The 15,482-nt window shown below is 67.8% G+C and carries 11 protein-coding genes and 4 pseudogenes; 9 read left to right on the top strand and 6 right to left on the bottom strand.

Annotation, left to right across the window (positions count from 1 at the left end; translation table 11 throughout):
• Positions 1–129: 129 nt before the first annotated feature.
• A pseudogene (locus ACFPIH_RS51395) lies at positions 130–724 on the bottom strand (TetR family transcriptional regulator).
• 461 nt (positions 725–1,185) lie between these two features.
• Here ACFPIH_RS51395 and ACFPIH_RS51390 point away from each other — a divergent pair.
• Positions 1,186–2,240: pseudogene (locus ACFPIH_RS51390) on the top strand (IS256 family transposase).
• Positions 2,241–2,298: 58 nt separating this feature from the next.
• Here ACFPIH_RS51390 and ACFPIH_RS51385 read toward each other — a convergent pair.
• Both ACFPIH_RS51385 and ACFPIH_RS51380 read right to left on the bottom strand, forming a co-directional pair.
• Positions 2,299–3,504, bottom strand: a complete 1,206-nt coding sequence (locus ACFPIH_RS51385; RefSeq protein ID WP_381186852.1) for an MBL fold metallo-hydrolase — start codon at positions 3,502–3,504, stop codon at positions 2,299–2,301.
• A 184-nt stretch (positions 3,505–3,688) separates the two neighbouring features.
• The gene (locus ACFPIH_RS51380) at positions 3,689–4,468 is read right to left on the bottom strand and encodes an MBL fold metallo-hydrolase (RefSeq protein WP_381186850.1); all 780 of its coding nucleotides are present in this window, start codon (positions 4,466–4,468) and stop codon (positions 3,689–3,691) included.
• A 454-nt stretch (positions 4,469–4,922) separates the two neighbouring features.
• Between ACFPIH_RS51380 and ACFPIH_RS51375 the strand changes: the two are divergent.
• Positions 4,923–5,570, top strand: a pseudogene (locus tag ACFPIH_RS51375) (LLM class flavin-dependent oxidoreductase); the annotation flags it as partial.
• 66 nt (positions 5,571–5,636) lie between these two features.
• On the opposite strand, the gene ACFPIH_RS51370 reads toward ACFPIH_RS51375, so the two are convergent.
• A complete protein-coding gene (locus ACFPIH_RS51370; RefSeq protein WP_381186847.1) occupies positions 5,637–6,266 on the bottom strand; it encodes a TetR/AcrR family transcriptional regulator in 630 nt (209 codons plus the stop codon).
• A gap of 96 nt (positions 6,267–6,362) precedes the next feature.
• On the opposite strand from ACFPIH_RS51370, the gene ACFPIH_RS51365 reads away from it, so the two are divergent.
• Entirely contained in the window at positions 6,363–7,541 is a 1,179-nt protein-coding gene (locus ACFPIH_RS51365; RefSeq protein WP_381186844.1) for a saccharopine dehydrogenase NADP-binding domain-containing protein, read from the top strand.
• A gap of 222 nt (positions 7,542–7,763) precedes the next feature.
• On the top strand, positions 7,764–9,176 hold the full coding sequence (gene lpdA / locus ACFPIH_RS51360) for a dihydrolipoyl dehydrogenase (protein ID WP_381186841.1): 1,413 nt from the start codon (positions 7,764–7,766) through the stop codon (positions 9,174–9,176).
• A 74-nt stretch (positions 9,177–9,250) separates the two neighbouring features.
• Here the strand turns inward: lpdA and ACFPIH_RS51355 are convergent, their stop codons facing one another.
• Together ACFPIH_RS51355 and ACFPIH_RS51350 are read right to left on the bottom strand one after the other, a co-directional pair.
• The gene (locus tag ACFPIH_RS51355) at positions 9,251–9,829 is read right to left on the bottom strand and encodes a TetR/AcrR family transcriptional regulator (protein WP_381186838.1); all 579 of its coding nucleotides are present in this window, start codon (positions 9,827–9,829) and stop codon (positions 9,251–9,253) included.
• 318 nt (positions 9,830–10,147) lie between these two features.
• Complete coding sequence (locus ACFPIH_RS51350) at positions 10,148–11,143, bottom strand: GlxA family transcriptional regulator (protein WP_381186834.1); 996 nt, start codon at positions 11,141–11,143, stop codon at positions 10,148–10,150.
• Between the two features lie 88 nt (positions 11,144–11,231).
• Between ACFPIH_RS51350 and ACFPIH_RS51345 the strand changes: the two genes are divergently transcribed.
• The 5 genes and pseudogenes from ACFPIH_RS51345 to ACFPIH_RS51325 all read left to right on the top strand — a co-directional run bounded on the left by ACFPIH_RS51345 (position 11,232) and on the right by ACFPIH_RS51325 (position 15,182).
• Complete coding sequence (locus ACFPIH_RS51345) at positions 11,232–11,492, top strand: nuclear transport factor 2 family protein (RefSeq protein WP_381186831.1); 261 nt, start codon at positions 11,232–11,234, stop codon at positions 11,490–11,492.
• Between the two features lie 213 nt (positions 11,493–11,705).
• Positions 11,706–12,620 (top strand): alpha/beta hydrolase, encoded by a 915-nt coding sequence (locus tag ACFPIH_RS51340; RefSeq protein WP_381186828.1) that lies wholly within the window; start codon positions 11,706–11,708, stop codon positions 12,618–12,620.
• Complete coding sequence (locus ACFPIH_RS51335; protein WP_381186825.1) at positions 12,520–12,924, top strand: alcohol dehydrogenase catalytic domain-containing protein; 405 nt, start codon at positions 12,520–12,522, stop codon at positions 12,922–12,924. Before ACFPIH_RS51340 ends, ACFPIH_RS51335 begins: the two co-directional genes overlap by 101 nt.
• 530 nt (positions 12,925–13,454) lie before the next feature.
• Positions 13,455–14,393, top strand: a pseudogene (locus ACFPIH_RS51330) (NADP-dependent oxidoreductase); the annotation flags it as partial.
• On the top strand, positions 14,379–15,182 hold the full coding sequence (locus ACFPIH_RS51325) for a nuclear transport factor 2 family protein (protein ID WP_381186922.1): 804 nt from the start codon (positions 14,379–14,381) through the stop codon (positions 15,180–15,182). The pseudogene ACFPIH_RS51330 and the gene ACFPIH_RS51325, both read left to right, overlap by 15 nt.
• The last annotated feature ends 300 nt before the right edge of the window (positions 15,183–15,482 follow it).

Genomic DNA, 15,482 nt, shown 5'->3' with positions numbered 1-15,482 from the left:
TTTCTCGATCTTCCGCCATGCCTCCCGGAGCGCGTCGAGATAGCGACGGGCGACGGAAGGGGCGGACGCACAGATGGCTCCAGGGGGGCTTCGGAACGTCCGGTAGTTCCCCTGAGGTGTCGCAACGTGTCAGTTGTACTGCTCGGTGCCAAGAAGTGCGAGGGCGTTGTGGACGCCCTGTTCGAGGAGTTCGTCGGCGAGTTGGCGGTCAGCCAGGGCAGCGAGGAGGCCGAGCGCCTTCACACGGGCCGACAGTGGACGTGGGGGGCTATGCGTGCGGCGGTGTCGTCGATGCGGGCCAGAGTGCCGTCGGTGTACGCCTGGTTGGTGGCGTTCGTGGAACGCGCTATCTCGTCCAACAAGGCGGCGTGGGGGCAGCCGTCCACGGGGCAGCCGCGGTGCCCGAAAGGTACTGGCGCACGATCTGCTCCAGGCCGGCACGGCCGGGCGGGGAATGCGCGTCAATGTATTCGTGCTGTGCGCGCACTTGGTCGGCGACGGCGGTGGCGACGAGATCGTCCTTGGACGCGAAGTGGATGTAGAAGGCACCGTTGGTCAGTCCCGCGTCCTTCATGAGCGTGGAAATGCCCGATCCGTCGATGCCGTCCTGCTCCAGTCGACGTCCGGCGGCGTCGATGATCAGCTGCCGCATATCCTGCTTGTACTCTTTCGCGTACCGCACCTTACGATCCCTCACCCATCCGAAGGGCAGCACGCCCTCCATCGATTCCCCCATTGCGTGGTATTGCGAACGTGTTCCAGGTGCCGGTGATGACCAATGGCCGGGTGCCACCGTGAGTTCCTTCAGCGGGTTCGACGCCGTCGGCTACAGTGCGTTGTCCGTCACGCCGGACAACTGGATGCCAGCATGGCGGCCGTGCGACCTCGTCAATTTGCTTCGCACAGCAGGTGGTTCAGCCCTTCCGCCCGGAGCGGCATCCTTTCTGGCAGATGGCGTCCCTTGACGTGGTGTAGCCGATCAAGGTTGGGGAGTGCGCCGGGGGCGTATGCCGATGGGTTTTCGCTCCCTGCCCGCAAGGTGGGCCATCGTGCAACTCTCCGTAGTGAACGGGCAGTTCAACGCGGGAGGTGCAGGATGGCCCTGTCTCAGCATGACTTACTCCGGCTGCTTGAGTCACTACGTCGGCGGACGGGCTCGAACTCGTCCGCAATGTGGCCGAGCGGATGCTCCAGGAGCTGATCGAGGCCGAGGCCACGGTCCGGATCGGCGCGGAGTGGAACGAGCACACCGACCTGCGCACCGCGCTTCGTAACGGCCACCGCGACAAGACGCTCAGCACTCAGGCCGGCGACCTGGACCTCGCGATCCCCAAGCTCCGGTCGGGAGCTTCTTCCCCGCCCTGCTGGAGCGGCGCCGCCGCATCGACCAGGCCCTGTATGCGGTCATCATGGAGGCCTACGTCCACGGCGTGTCCACGCGGTCGGTCGACGACCTGGTCAAGGCCCTCGGCGCGGACACCGGGATCTCCAAGAGCGAGGTCTCGCGGATCTGCCAGGACCTGGACGGCCGGCTGACCGTGTTCCGTGCCCGGCCCCTGGACCACGTCCGCTTCCCCTACGTCTACCTGGACGCGACCTACTGCAAGGCGCGGGTCGAGCACCAGATCGTGTCCCGCGCCGTGGTGATCGCCACCGGGATCACCGAGGACGGCGGCCGGGAGGTACTGGGTGTGATGGCCGGCGACAGCGAGACCGAGGTGTTCTGGACCGAGTTCCTGCGTCACCTGCGCGAACGCGGTCTGACCGGGGTCCGGCTCGTCATCAGCGTGATCAACAAGGAAGCGGCCGAGATGGCTGCCGCCACGATCCGCACGATCTTCGCCCAGCCCACCGCGGATGCGGTCCGCACCCAGCTCGGCACCGTCGCCGACATGCTCGGAAAGCAGTTCCCCAAGGTCAAAGACATGCTGCTGGAGGCGAAGGACGACCTGACCGCCTTCGCCGCCTTCCCCGAGCGACATTGGAAGAAGATCCAGTCCACGAACCCGCTGGAGCGGATCAACCGCGAGGTCAAGCGCCGCACCGACGTCGTCCAGGTCTTCCCCAACGACGACGCACTCCTGCGACTCGTCACCGCCGTGCTCTTCGAACTGCACGACGAGTGGATCGCTTTCCCCCGGCGCTACCTGCCCGAGGGAAGCATGGACCAGCTCTACCCCGCCGAGCGCCCCGAAAGCGCCCCCGCGCTACCCAACACCACCAACACGACCGCCGGATGATCGGCTACACCACGACAAGGGACACGACCTTCTGGCAGCTGCACGCCGACGAGCTCTATCACAAGACGGGAACGGTCTCCGGATCCTCGAATCCACCCGCTACGTCGTCCGTTCTGCCTGAGGCTTGTGCGTTGAGCTGGGCCCAACCGCCTGCTGGCGTGACGGCCGCGTCACGCCACCAAGGTTGCGATGGGATGATCCCGGCCGTGGGTTCGAAGGGCTCGCCTGGAAGGGGTAGCGCGAGCTTCACGGCGGCCGAATGGGCGGCGACAAGTGCGCGTTCGCCAGGGTCCGCCCAGGGGTGCTGGGCCAGGTTGAAGGTTGCCCAGTGGATCGGCAGCATGACGCCTCCCGGCAGTCCGCCGTGCAGATCCAGGTGGGCCCGCGTGCCCTCCTCGGGCGTCATGTGAATGTCGGGCCAGAAATCGCTGTAGGCGCCCATCTGGATCATCGTGGCATCGAACGGACCGTGCTCGGCACCGATGTCCTTGAAGCCTTCGAAGTAGCCCGTGTCCCCACTGTGGTAGATCCTGTGTTCGTCGCTGGCCACGACCCAGGAGGCCCACAGCGTGTGCCGCGCGAGGCGCAGGCCGCGGCCGCAGTAGTGGCGGGCGGGTGTCGCGGTGAGGGTCAGGCCGCCGACCTGCGTCGATTCGTGCCAGTCCAGCTCGCGAATGCGATCTGCCGAGACCCCCCAGTGCTCCAGGTGGGCGCCGACGCCCAGCGGCACCGCGAACGTCGTGTCCGTACCGACCAGTGCTCGGATGGTGGGCAGGTCGAGGTGGTCGTAGTGGTCGTGCGAGATGATCACCACGTCGACCGCGCCGAGTGCGGCGAGCGGCAGGGGCACCGGGTGCAGCCGCTTGGGGCCCGAGATCGCGAAAGGCGAGCAGCGCTCGCCCCAGACGGGGTCGAAGAGCACGCGATGCCCGTCGATCTCCGCGAGTACGCTGGCGTGCCCCATCCAGGTCAGGCGGAGCCCCGAAGCCGGTGGCTTGGCGATGTCCGCGAGGGTCTTGGGGTGCATTGGGACCTGACTGGCGGGGGCGCGAAGTACTCGTTCTTCTTTGCTGAAGGCGCTCTTTGCGAGCTCGCGGATAGGTCCGGAGGGACGTGTGTGCGTCTCCAAGAGATTACGGAATGACCCGTTCTTGAAGTTTGGCGATCGCTGGATTCTCTCCAGTCGATTTCCGCTCGGATGTGCACCGAAGGTGGCGGGCCTCAAAAATCGGAACCTGTTGCCCAAGGAATGCAAACCTGCCATGACTGCCTCCTGAAATGCGAGTCAGCCCTTACGGTGGATACAGCTGACATTGGTGAAGCGGTGTCTGGGAGCCACCACCCAGGGAAGTTTCTGTTCGACCGTGCCGGCTACGGCATCTTCAGTCCGAGGAGTGCCGCCCCGTAGAGCAGGGTGCTGATATTGAGCCGGGTGGGATAGGCCTCGATCATCTGCTCAATGAACTGCACTGCAGTCGGTTCCCCGGCAAGAAGCGGTCCACTTTCTGAAGGTAGGCGATTGTGTCGGCGAGAACTTCAGCATTGTTCGTGGCGTCCGAGCGCCGGTGAGCGGCGACGACAATGCTTGGCTTCAGGTCCTGGATCTGTGACAACGTCTGGATCCACGCCAGTCGCGACTCGTGGTCACTGCCGATGAGGGTGGGGTGTACGTCGTTGTATGCGATATCGCCGACGATTACAGCGGAGAGATCTGGAACATGTATGTACGAGGAATCCTTGACATCGGACTGTCCGGTCGCCACGGCGATTACATCGTGACCTTCCAGTTCGAGGCGATGGTCTGCGAGAACCTCCGGCTCAATTACCGTCGAGCAGAGTTCGTCGACGAACATCTGGCCATAGAAGTCTCGATCGTTGCCGGATTCAGCTTCTGTCTTGATGTCACGTGCAACGGCTTCTGTGGCCACCAGTCGGGCTCGAGGGAACCGGTCGACAAGAGTCGACGAGCCGAGGTAATGGTCGATGTGACCATGGGTGATGTAGATGGTGGTCAGTTCCTTGCCGCTGGCTTCGATCCAGTCTGCCAGTTTCCGTGAGTCTTCCACCGTCGGAACCGTATCGACAAGAATGGCTTCACGTTCGCCGGCAATCAAAGTCGCTGCCGTCGGCGGCCAGGTCCAGCCTCCCTGCGGCGCAGGTATGGCGGGGGGTCCATTCACGGGGCGGGACGGCGCGGTGAAGACACTCAGAGTCAATTTGCTGGTCATATTATTCTCTCTCTGATCAATTTTGTGAACAACTGGCACGACAAGAGCCGTGGCCGCAGAACTCCTTGCGGCGCGCGCGGTCGGATGGCGGGTCGACGCGCTCCCGGACCGTCGGTGCGATCGCCGTACCGTGATGCGCCGTCGCCCTGCGCAGACCGCCAGGCGAGTGTCGGGCTGCGCTCGAGTGTCGTGAGCCGGTGAGGAAGTTGCCTGAGTGGCGAACTCCTCGGCGTTCCGGGGGGTGAACCGTAAGCCTATTAAATTATGTTCGTAATCTTATGTGGCTGCGTCGAGGGTTGGCAAGAGTGCGCTGAGTGATTCGTTGGGTGGTGCCGTCGGACTTCTCCCACGGCCAGCGCGGAGCCTCGGGGGCCCGAAGGCGCTGAGCCGGAGGCGGACTCGGGGCGACCGTGGCACGGCCAGGCCGCTCGCGTGCAGCATCCAGGACTGCCGATTCCGGATCCCGCTGCCCGGCGAGACGAAGCCCATGCGTCTGTCGATGCGCGCCGAGTACGACATCCCCGTCTACCTGGCCACCCTCTCGCCGAAGATGCTGCATCTGACGGGTGAGATCGCCGACGGCTGGCTGGGCACCAGCTTCGTACCCGAAGGCGCCAAGGAGGCGTACTTCGACCACCTTGACCAGGGGTTGACCGCCGCCGGTCGCACCCGCTCGGACCTGGACATCTGCCAGGGCGCCGAGGTCGCCTTCGCGGACGACGAGTACGCGCTGCGCGCGATGGTGGCCGGACGCAAGAAGGAACTGGCCTTCAGCCTCGGCGGCATGGGCTCCGCGACCACGAACTTCTACAACAACGCCTACAGCCGCCAGGGTTGGGCCGAGGTGGCGGCCGAGGTCCGGACGCGTTGGCAGGCCGGGGACCGGGACGGCGCTGCCGGCCTGGTCACCGACGAGATGGTCCTGGCGACCACACTGATCGGAACCGAGGGCATGGTGCGCGCCCGGCTGCGTGTGTGGCGCGACGCCGGTGTCGACACCGTTCGTTTCTATCCCGCCGGCGAGACCCTCGACGCCCGGCTCGCCACCCTGGGCCGGGCCATCGACCTGGTCCGCGACATCGAGGACGAGGCGGGACGGTAGCGACAGGCCATGGCGGCCGAGGCGGGTAGCCATACGCCGACGCCGTCCATCAGGCCCCGGTGCAGGTCAACCGCGGGCGCTGATGCCGTCGGCCGCCAGGCCCGACATCAGCAGGGTGATCGCACGGAACGTCCTGTTCAGGGCGGCCTCCCGGTCCGCCGCGGCGGCGATGATCTGGTTGCCCTCACACAGGCCGGCCAACAGCAACCGGGCGACAGTGGCGACGGGAACGTCCGGTTGCAGGTCACCGCGTTCGGCCAGAACGGTCAGCAGCCGTTCGATCGGCGGCTGGGCGACGGTGTCGTTGATGTGCCGGTACTGCCCTGCCAGGACCGAGGGTGCCTGGGCCATCAGCTCCCGGTGCAGGGGGTCGTCGATGGTCCGCCGCAGGAAGGCGTGCGTGAGGTTGGCCACCGCGGTCATAGCGGGTTGGTCCGGTGTCGCACGGATCGCCTCGGCCGTCGCGTCTCCCAGGACACCGACCTGCTGAATCAGCTCCGTGTAGAGCTCGGCGAACATCGCCTTCTTGTCCGGGAAGTGGTGGTAGAAGGTGCCCTTGCTCACCAGCGCCGCCCCGGTGATGGCCTCGACCGACGTGTCCGCGAACCCGTTGTTGACGAACAGTTTCCGCGCGGCCGCCACCAGGTCCGCCCGGGTCTGCTCCGCATACATCTGTCGTCGGTTTGGCCCTCGCATGTACACCATCGTATATTCGATGACCTGAGGTCAGTGAATGACTCACGGTCAGTCGAAGGTCGTCGTGACAATGCTCTCCGGAAGGCAGGCGGAGCCGTGGAGAAGCGCAGGATCGTGTTGCTGGGTGCGACGGGGTACACCGGGCAGCGTGTGCTCCGGGAACTGCTCGCACGAGGTGAGAAGCCGACCTTGGCCGGGCGGAGCCGGACCAGGATGCTGACCCTGGCCGACCGCTACGAGGCGGAGCTGCCGGTGGCCGAGGTCGACGTCACCTCGGCGGCCGACCTCGCGCGCCTCGTGGAGCCCGGCGATGTCGTCGTCTCCACGGTCGGGCCGTTCATGCGGCTCGGTATGGCCACGGTCACGGCTGCCGCGCGGGCGGGGGCGCACTACTTCGACTCGACGGGGGAGGGGACCTTCGCCCGCCGCGTCCTCTTCGAGCTGGACGCCGTCGCGGCCGTCCGGGGAGCGACCCTCGTGCCCGCGTTCGGCTACGACTACGTGCCGGGCAACCTGGCCGGCGCGCTCGCCCTGACGCGGGCGGGTGAGCGGGCACGCCACGTGGAGACCGGCTACTTCATCACCCGTTCCGGACACGGGGCCGAGCTGCTCTACCGCAGCACCCTGCGCGACGCGTTCACCCTGACCACGGGAGGCACACGTCAGACGCTGGTCGGTGCGGCGGCTGAGGACGGGTTCGCGTACCGCAGACCGCGCCCCTGGGCTGCCGCCCGGATGGTCGACGAGCGCGCCGGCAAGCGGGTGCGTACCTTCCACTACAGCGGTGTGAAACGTGCGGCCATGACCGTCCCGGGCACGGAGCATCTCGGACTGCCGGAGGTCTTCCCCCAGTTGGAGAGCGTCGAGGTGGGCCTGGGGTGGCTCGGACGGTGGACGCGCCCGGTGCAGATCGCCGCCACGATCCAGGTACCCCTGCTGCGCTCGGCGAAGGTGCGGGCCGCTCTGGCACGGTGGTCCGAGCGGCTCCCGGGATCACAGCGTGAGCCGGACCCCGATGGCCGTTCCCTGGTGATCGCAGTCGCCCGCGACGGCCACGGTCGGCCCCTGGCCACGACAGCCCTCAACGGACCCGATCCGTACGAGATGACGGGATCCCTCCTGGCGTGGGGCGCCGCCCGCGCGGCACAGCCGGATGCCGTCCTCAAGCCCGGTGCGCACGGCCCGGTTGCCGCCTTCGGCCTCGAGACCCTCAGGCTCGGCGCCGCCGAGGCCGGAGTACACGAAGTCGACGGGGCGTCGGCCCGCCGTCGATGATGGCCGCGCGGGCATAGATCACGGAGCCAAGGCGCTGAAGCGGACGTCCGGGGAACCGCCGGCGAGGTGGCGAACCATAGGGTCGCCTCCCTCGTCCGCCACCGGCGCCCCTGTGGCGGGCGGTGGCGGATGCGCCGCTGTCGAGTTGATGAACAGGTTGTTCGATCGGGAGAGGGTCGGCCCCCCAGAGGAGCTGGCCGCCCCAGCGGAAAGGAACCGTCCATGGACGAGCAGGGTGAGCGCTTCGACGTCGTCGTACTCGGCGCGGGTCCCGGCGGATATGTGGCCGCCATCCGGGCCGCCCAACTGGGCAAGCGCGTCGCGGTCGTCGAGGAGAAGTACTGGGGCGGCGTCTGTCTGAACGTGGGCTGTATCCCCACCAAGGCCCTGCTGCGCAATGCCGAGCTCGCGCACCTCTTCACGCGCGAGGCGAAGACCTTCGGCATCAAGGTGGACGGTGAGGTCTCCTTCGACTACGGGGAGGCCTTCCGTCGTAGCCGGAAGGTCGCCGACGGCCGGGTCAAGGGCGTCCACTACCTGATGAAGAAGAACAAGATCACGGAGATCAGCGGCCGCGGCACGTTCCTCGACCCGCACACCCTCCAGGTGGCCGACTACGAGGGCAACACCCGCACCATCGGCTTCGATCACTGCATCATCGCCGCCGGGGCGAGCCCCAAGCTGCTGCCCGGCACCCGCCGTACGTCGCGCGTGGTGACGTTCGAGGAGCAGATCCTCGCCGAGGACCTGCCGCAGTCCATCGTGATCGCCGGCGCCGGGGCCATCGGCGTCGAGTTCGCCTACGTGCTGCACAACTACGGCGTGAAGGTCACCGTCGTCGAGTTCCTGGACCGGATCGCCCCGCTGGAGGACGCCGAGGTCTCCGCCGAACTTGCCAAGCAATACCGGAAGTTGGGCATCGACGTTCTCACCTCGACCCGCGTCGAGTCGATCGACGAGTCCGGCCCGCAGGTCCGCGTCACGGTCACCGGCAAGGACGGCACCCAGCAGATCCTAGAGGCCGACAAGGTCCTGCAGGCGATCGGCTTCGCCCCGAACGTCGCCGGCTACGGCCTGGAGAACACCGGCGTGCGCGTCACCGAGCGCGGCGCGATCGACGTCGACGGCCGCTGCCGCACCTCCGTCCCGCACATCTACGCCATCGGCGACGTCACCGCGAAGCTGATGCTCGCGCACGCCGCCGAGGCGATGGGCGTGGTCGCCGCCGAGACGATCGCGGACGCGGAAACCATGGAGCTGGACTACGTGATGATCCCGCGGTCCACGTTCTGCCAGCCGCAGATCGCCAGCTTCGGCTACACCGAGGCCCAGGCGAGGGAGAAGGGTTTCGACGTCCAGGTCGCCAAGTTCCCGTTCACCGCGAACGCCAAGGCCCACGGTCTGGGCGACGCGACCGGCTTCGTGAAGCTGATCAGCGACGCCAAGTACGGCGAGCTCCTCGGAGCCCATCTCATCGGCCCGGACGTCACCGAACTCCTCCCCGAGCTGACCCTGGCCCAGCAGTGGGACCTCACCGTCCACGAGGTCGCCCGCAACGTCCACGCCCACCCGACGCTGGGCGAGGCCGTGAAGGAAGCCGTGCACGGCCTCGCCGGCCACATGATCAACATGTAGCGGGGCAACAGGATCCCCTGGCATTCGGACCGGTTTCACCAGCTCGAGCTGCCAAGGGGCCCTGCCTCCGTACGTCATGGGGCCGGGCGTCGGACGGCGTCCATCAGCAGGTCGAGCATGCGGCCCAACTGGTCGCGCCCGCCTGCCAGTGACGTCGTCGTGAACATACCGACGAGGGTGACGACGATGTCGTCGGCGTGGACATCACCGCGCAGCGTCCCGGTGACTGTTCCGGCGTCAAGAAGGGCTTGCACCGCGGCGCAGAGCTGCTCGCGTGCCTGTGACGCGGTCACGATGTCGGACGCGAGAACTGCGCGTAGCGCGTCTGCCGTCTCTCGTTTCGTACTCGCGTAGTCAGCGAAGCGGTCCATCCAACTGCGCAGTGCGTGGGCCGGATCCTCCGCGCCGCCGAGCAGGTCCTCGGCGTCGGCACACAGCTGGGTCAGCTCATGCTGGTAGATCGCTTCGACCAGCGCTTCCCGCGTGGGGAAGTGCCGGTAGAGCGTGGCGATCCCCACACCCGTGTCCCGCGCGATCCGCTTCAGGGACACCGGTGCCTCCGACGCGAACGCGATGCGCGCGGCGTCGAGCAGACGGGTGCGGTTGCGTGCCGCGTCCGCACGGACGGGTTTGGGTGTGTCATGGCTCGACATGATTCGCAGGGACCTCCGCCTTACTCGTCCAGGGCCACATCGAGGTCGAGGAACGTCGCAAGGGCGAACGCGGCCGAGGTCGCGAGCGAGGCGGCAGGCCGTCGTGGCCGGCCCGCCGTCCGTGTTCTGCCCGGCTCCCGAACTCATTAACTTACGATCATAATGCTAAATGGGAGGGGGCGACGGCCGCAAGAGAGGTGCCCGCCCGCAGCGAGTTCGGTGCCCGGTGTGCCTGAGTCGCTGCCTACTGCCGCAGCGACTCAGGCGCGGTGCCGGTTTGCGGCGCGGCCCCGATGCCGGGCCGGATCATCACTGCGTTCACTGCGTTCGCAGAGCGGTGTGTGTGGTGGTGCCCGGTGGGTTGGCCGACGGGGCGCCGCGGAAGGTGCGCCGGTAGGCCAGCGGTGAGACGCCGATGGCGGCATGCAGGTGTTCTCGTAGTGACGTGCCGCCCGCGAAGCCGACCTGGCCGGCGATCTCGTCCACCGGCAGGTCGGTGGTCTCCAGGAGGTGTCGTGCCCGGTCCACGCGCTGCTGGATCAGCCAGCGTCCCGGGCTCATGCCCGCCTCGTCGGTGAAGCGGCGGGCGAAGGTGCGCAGGCTCATGTGGGAGTGCTTGGCGAGGTCCGCCAGGGTCATCGGCTCGTGGAGGTTCTCCAGCGCCCACTGGCGCGCGGTGGCCGTTCCGCTGGCCGTGGTTTCCGGCACCGGGCGTTGGATGTACTGCGCCTGCCCGCCGTCGCGCCATGGGGGGACGATGCACATGCGGGCCACCTGGTTGGCGACTTCGCTGCCGTGGTCCTTGCGGATGATGTGCAGGCAGATGTCGAGCCCGGAGGCGGCGCCGGCCGAGGTCAGCACGTCCCCGTCGTCGATGAACAGGACGTCGGGATCCAGTTGGACCTTGGGGAACCATTCGCGGAAGAGGTCCGCGACCACCCAGTGAGTGGTGGCCGGCCGGCCGTCGAGGAGCCCGGCGGCGGCGAGGACGAAGGCGCCGGTGCAGATCGATACGAGGCGTGTGCCGGGAGCCGCGGACGCGAGTGCCTCCACCACGGCCCGCGGCACTTCCCGGGTGACGGCGGTGGTGACGAAGGGCGGGACGACGACGGTGTCGGCGGTGCGCAGTACCTCCGGGCCGTGCTCGACGGTGATCGAGAAGTCGGAGTTGGTGCGGACCGGGCGGCCGTCGACGGTGCAGGTGAGGACCTCGTAGCGGCCGTCCGCGGCCCCGAAGACCCGGCTGGGAATGCCCAGTTCGAAGGGGTATACCCCGTCGACGGCCAGAACGACGATGCGGTGAACGAGGGTCATGGCACGATCCCGTCGGAAGTTGGCGTTCATGCCATGGTATCGAACGGCGGCGGCAGCCACGCTGGACGCATGACGAACACCGCCGCACATGCGGGTCGTTCGTCAAGATGCCTGCGGTTTCCCCGAGTCCGCGTGGCGACAGCAGTACCCGGACGCCACGTACGACATCAAGCGGGTCATCTCCGAGGGTGACCTGGTGCTCCTGCACTCCAGCGTCGTCCTGACCCCTGGCACCCGCGGGATCGCGGCCATCGACATCTTCCGTTTCCGGGGCGGGAAGATCGCCGAGCACTGGGACGTCGTGCAGGACGTGCCGGAGACCTCCGCCAACGACAACACGATGTTCTGACGGCCGCCAGGCCGTGACCGCCGCACGGCTCCGGTTGTGCGGTGCCCACATCGTTGCAACGCCAACACTGGGTTGATTTTATCAACTTGGCGTTCGGGTGCGACGTTCGAATCGGCTGCACACCCCTCAAGAGGTCCTCGCTCCTGACGCGTTCTCGAAGGGAACGACCATGCGGGCCGGGTGTGCCCAACAAAGGCCCCATGGAGGTGCCGTGTGTCTGATGACGCTGTTGAGCTGAGCCCAGAAGCGATCGAATTTGCGGACTGGATGGCCGGACTGGGGGTTCCCGAGTCGGAGTTGGACGCGACGCGCACCCGGGTGGAGAGTGTCCATCTCAAGGCCCGGGAGCCGGAAGGCGTCACCTATCGGGAGGTGGATGCCGGGGGTGTTCGGGGGATCTGGTGCGAACCGGTCGAATCCAATACCGACCATGTCCTCCTGCACGGTCATGCCGGCGGTTCCGTTGTGTCGTCGGCATTCGTCGACCGGAAGCTCGCAGGCCATATCGCCAAGGCCGCTGGAGCCCCCGTACTGGTCGTGGACTTCCGGCGGGCGCCGGAACACAAGTACCCGGCCCAGCTGGACGATGTGGAGGCGGCCTTCAACTGGCTGCTCTCCGAAGGGTATGCGCCGGGGAACATCATCACGGTCGGCCACTCGATCGGTGGGTTCCTCGCGGTCGCGCTGGCGCTTCGCCTCCGCGACAAGAAGCAGCCTCTGCCCGGTGCCATCGTGTCGATTTCTCCCTGGTGCGACCTCGAAATCTCCAACGAGACCATGGAGACCAACGCCGAGACGGACAAGATACTCAGCAAGGGGATCCTGGAGTTCTTCCGGGAGTCCTGGGTCGGCGGCACGGGCATCGCGTTCACGGACACCAGGATCAACTTGAACCGGGCGGACCTGAGTGGTCTGCCCCCCACTCTCGTCTCCTGGGGAACGTACGAGATCCTCGCCGGCGAGGACGGGGAGTTCGCTGCCCGCGTCAAGGACGCCGGAATCGACACGGCGACCGTGGTGGTCCCCGGTGGCCAGCACTCGTACGTCTTCGGCGCCGGCCGCGTTCCGGAGGCCGACGCCGCAATCGCGCAGATCGGCGCGTGGGTTCGCGAGAAGACCAAGATCTGACCGGTCCGGGCTCGCCAGTTGCGAGATCCGTTCGACGGAAGGCGCAACGACGTATGTGCCACGACTGGGCGTCGACGCGCTCCGGTTCTGGTCAAGGAGGTACCCACCCGGAGTTGCGGCCTCCGGGTGGGTACGCGTGAAAGTGAGAGCCGCCGGTGTCTGCCTCTCGGACCCGCATCTCATCGACGGTGAGCAGACCGGCTTTCGCCTCGCCTCCGGGGAGATCACGCCGGGGCGCGAGATCTCTGGCGAGGCCGATCTCCCGGGCCCCGGAGTCGAGGGCCCGTCCCCGGGTGGCCGGTAGCCCTGTGCCTGCTTCACCACCGACCTGACGGCGCATCCGGTGACGGGCAGGGACAGGAGATCGTGTCCGTCGCGATGGGGGGCACCTCCCGCGCGAGCGAAGCCGAGCGCGGGGGAGCAGCGGTCGCGCGATCGCCGTCGGGGCACTCGGTGGCGATCCGTGAGCGAGTACGGGTTCGTCGCGATCAGCGGGCCACCCTCTCCTCCTGGCCGTTGTGCCGGCTCGGACAGGACCTGGCCGAGCCAGGTCCGCCAGGCCGGGGTGCCGTGCCTTGAGGCGGACGCTGCCCCTACCTCGCGGCGTTGTCCGCGCTGCGGCCACACCGAGCGGGCCGATCGGCCCGACCGGGACCGCTTCTGATGTCGTCGGTGCCGACTCGCCGGGGCAACGTGCGCGACCGCGCCCGCTCGGCGGGCGACTTGGCACGCATGCGCCATGGCGTGATCCCGTTGAAAGTTGGCATTCATGCCATGGTGTCGAAGGGGGCAGGCGGCGACGCTGGGCGCATGACGAATTCCGACACCGCCACCATGCGCGCCATCCGCCAGGACACCCACGGGTCCCCCGAGGTACTCAAGGAGGTCGAACTTCCCAGGCCTGTGCCGGGCCTGAGCGAGATCCTGGTCGCCGTCCGCGCGGCCGGCGTCAACCCGACCGACTGGTGGAACCGGGCTCAGCCCCGGACCATCGACCGCCTGCCGCTCGTCCTGGGCTGGGACGTCTCCGGAGTGGTCGAGGCCGTCGGCATGGGCGTCACCCTGTTCAAGCCGGGTGACGAGGTCTTCGGCATGCTGCCCTACCCCTACGGGGTCGGCTCTCACGCGGAGTACGTGACCGCCCCTGCCCGCTCCTTCGCCCACAAGCCCGCCGGCATCGACCACATCCAGGCCGGTGCCCTCCCGCTGGCCTCCCTCACCGCCTACCAGGCACTCGTCGACACCGCCGACGTCCGGCCCGGGCAGCGCGTCCTCATCCACGCGGCGGCCGGCGGAGTCGGTCACCTCGCCGTCCAGATCGCCAAGTCCCGTGGCGCGTACGTCATCGGCACTGCCAGCGCCGCCAAGCACGACTTCCTGCGTGACCTCGGAGCGGACGAGGTCATCGACTACCGCACCGTCGACTTCGCGGAGGCCGTCAAGGACATCGACGTCGTCCTCGACCCGATCTCGTTGGACACCGCAGCCCGCGCCCGCTCCCTCGCCGTTCTGCGCCCGGGTGGCACCCTCGTCTCGATCCTGCCGGTGCCCATCGGCCCCGACGAGCTGGCGGAGATCGCCGAGCGGGGCATCCGCTACGAGTCCCTCCTCGTCGAGGCCGACCAGGCCGGCATGCAGGCCATCGCCGGCCTCGTCGAAACCGGCGCCCTGCGCGCCCACATCGAGGCCACCTTCCCGCTCGCCGAGGCCGCCAAGGCCCACGCCCTCGGCGAGACCGGCCGTACCACCGGCAAGATCGTGCTGACCGTGGAGGGGAGCGGGAAGGCGCAGATCGCCGTCAAGGTTCTCAGGGCCGCGTTCGAGGGAGGCGACACGGCCGTCATCGACCGTCACGTACGGCCGGACTACATCCAGCACAACCCGCTGGCCCCCGACGGCCCCGAGGCCATGAAGGCCTTCGGTGCCGCCTGGAAGCAGCAGTTCCCGGACGCCACGTACGAGGAGAAGCGGGTCGTCTCCGAGGGCGATCTGGTGCTTCTGCACTCCCACGGCGCCCTGATCCCCGGCACCCCCGGGCTCTCCGTCTTCGACATCTTCCGCTTCCAGGACGGAAGGATCGCCGAGCACTGGGACATCCTGCAGGAGGTGCCGGCGACCACGGCCAACGGCAACGACATGTTCTCCACCCTCAGTCGTCCGCAGGTCGGGGCGCCGGGGCAGCGGTGGTTCACTGCGTACAACAAGAAGATCGTGACCGACTACGTGGACCAGCTCCTGGTCCGCAAGGACCTGGCCGCCGTCGACACGTACCTGGGCACCGAGTACCACGAGCACAGCCCGAACGTCCCCGACGGCGCGGTGGGCGTGAAGACCGGCCTTGGCGCGTACTTCGAGCGGTTCCCGCAGCTGAGCGTGGTGCCCAAGCGGGTCGTCGCCGAGGGCGATCTGGTGGCCGTCCAGAGCCACTACGTCGACGCACCGGGCGAGCGCGGGCGGGCGGTCATCGACCTCTTCCGGGTGCGGGACGGAAAGATCGTCGAGCACTGGGACGCCACGCAGGACGTGCCGGAGGCCTCCGCCAACGCCAACACGATGTTCTGACGGCAGTTCCCCGGCCGGATCCCGACGGCCCCCGTCGACGTGCAGGTCCTCGGCGAGGAGGGACTGAGCCTGGAGGGGCACACGCTCATCCCCGTCGAGGTCGGGCACAGCGACAGCGACGACACCACCGTGCTCTGGGTGCCCAGCCTGAAGCTGGCTGTCGCCGGTGACGTCGTAGGGGATGACGAGCCTCCACCCCGAGCGCATCAACCCGGGCGTGCTGTGGGTCGGAGCCCTCACGCTCCGGTCCGGCGACTCGGCTCAGTAGTACCGCCCCAAGGCGCTCGCATGCCCGGCCGA

The organism is Streptomyces vulcanius (assembly GCF_042653945.1).
In the GTDB taxonomy this organism is placed as follows: Bacteria; Actinomycetota; Actinomycetes; order Streptomycetales; family Streptomycetaceae; genus Streptomyces; species Streptomyces mangrovi.
Note: the sequence above shows the minus strand (reverse complement) of the source record. Positions and strands in the feature narration are given on the sequence as shown.

Coding starts and splice junctions, on each gene's coding strand:
- ACFPIH_RS51385 (WP_381186852.1), bottom strand. CDS start 3,504: ATGGCAGGTTTGCATTCCTTGGGCAACAGGTTCCGATTTTTGAGGCCC.
- ACFPIH_RS51380 (WP_381186850.1), bottom strand. CDS start 4,468: ATGACCAGCAAATTGACTCTGAGTGTCTTCACCGCGCCGTCCCGCCCC.
- ACFPIH_RS51370 (WP_381186847.1), bottom strand. CDS start 6,266: ATGCGAGGGCCAAACCGACGACAGATGTATGCGGAGCAGACCCGGGCG.
- lpdA (WP_381186841.1), top strand. CDS start 7,764: ATGGACGAGCAGGGTGAGCGCTTCGACGTCGTCGTACTCGGCGCGGGT.
- ACFPIH_RS51355 (WP_381186838.1), bottom strand. CDS start 9,829: ATGTCGAGCCATGACACACCCAAACCCGTCCGTGCGGACGCGGCACGC.
- ACFPIH_RS51350 (WP_381186834.1), bottom strand. CDS start 11,143: ATGACCCTCGTTCACCGCATCGTCGTTCTGGCCGTCGACGGGGTATAC.
- ACFPIH_RS51345 (WP_381186831.1), top strand. CDS start 11,232: ATGCGGGTCGTTCGTCAAGATGCCTGCGGTTTCCCCGAGTCCGCGTGG.